Origin of the sequence: Methylobacterium hispanicum (assembly GCF_022179285.1) — a bacterium.
Classification (GTDB): Bacteria; Pseudomonadota; Alphaproteobacteria; order Rhizobiales; family Beijerinckiaceae; genus Methylobacterium; species Methylobacterium hispanicum.
On sequence record NZ_BPQO01000082.1, the window covers coordinates 1 to 1,064 of the forward strand.

Here is a 1,064-nt window from a genome sequence, read left to right on the forward strand (position 1 = left end):
CGGGCGAGTTCCTCGGCGGAGTAGGGCTTGCGCACGAGCTCGAAGCCGTGGGCGTCGTCCTGGGCGAGCACGTGGCTGTAGCCGGAGGTCAGCACCACCGGCAGGTCCGGCCGGCTCGCCCGCAGCCGCCGCGCCAGCTCGATCCCGCCCATGCCCGGCATCACCACGTCCGAGAACACCGCGTCGAAGCGCCCAGGACCGGCCCCCTCCCCCCGCTCGAGCTCGGCCAGCGCCGCCTCCGCGTTGTGCGCCCAGACCGGCCGGTGGCCCAGATCCTCCAGGATCTGCGTGCAGAACCGGCCCACCTCCAGGTTGTCCTCCACCACCAGCACGCTGAGGCCCCGACCCGGGCCGGACGCCGCAACCGCGCCGCCCTCCGCCCGCGCCACCGCCGCCGGGGCCGACGCCTGCGGCAGGTAGAGCGTGAACGTGGTCAGGCCCGGCGCGCTCGCCACCGCCACGTCCCCGCCCGACTGCTTGGCGAACCCGATCACCTGGCTCAGACCCAGACCCGTGCCCTTGCCCACCTCCTTGGTGGTGAAGAACGGCTCGAAGATCCGCGCCAGGTCGGCCTCGGCGATCCCCGAGCCGGTGTCGCTCACCGACACCGCCGCGAACGGACCGGCATTGGCCGCGTGCCCGCGGATCGGCGGCAGCGCCCGCCCGCCCGAGAGCCGCAGGGTGAGGCGGCCCTCCCCGTCCATGGCGTCGCGCGCGTTGACCGCCATGTTGACCAACGCCGTCTCGAACTGGCTGGCGTCGGCGCGCACGAAGCACGGGCTCTCGGGCAGCTCGGCCCCGACCCGGATGCGCGCGCCCATGATCTGGTCGAGCATCTCGGCGATGGCCTGCAGGCGGGCGCCCGCGTCGAAGATCTCGGGCTTGAGGGCCTGGCGGCGGGCGAAGGCCAGGAGCTGGCCGGTGAGCTTGGCGGCCCGATCGACCGTGTCGGACACCGCGTCGAGGTAGCGCGCCTTGCGCACCTCCGGAAGGTCGGGCCGGCGCAGGAACTCGACCGAGGAGCGGATGATGGTCAGCAGGTTGTTGAAGTCGTGCGCCACCCC

General features: G+C 73.8%; 1 protein-coding gene. It reads right to left on the reverse strand.

Annotated elements, in window-relative coordinates; genetic code table 11:
- Nucleotides 1-1,064 (reverse strand): ATP-binding protein (locus tag MFF56_RS31800; protein WP_238232202.1); only part of this gene is annotated, 1,064 nt, incomplete at both ends.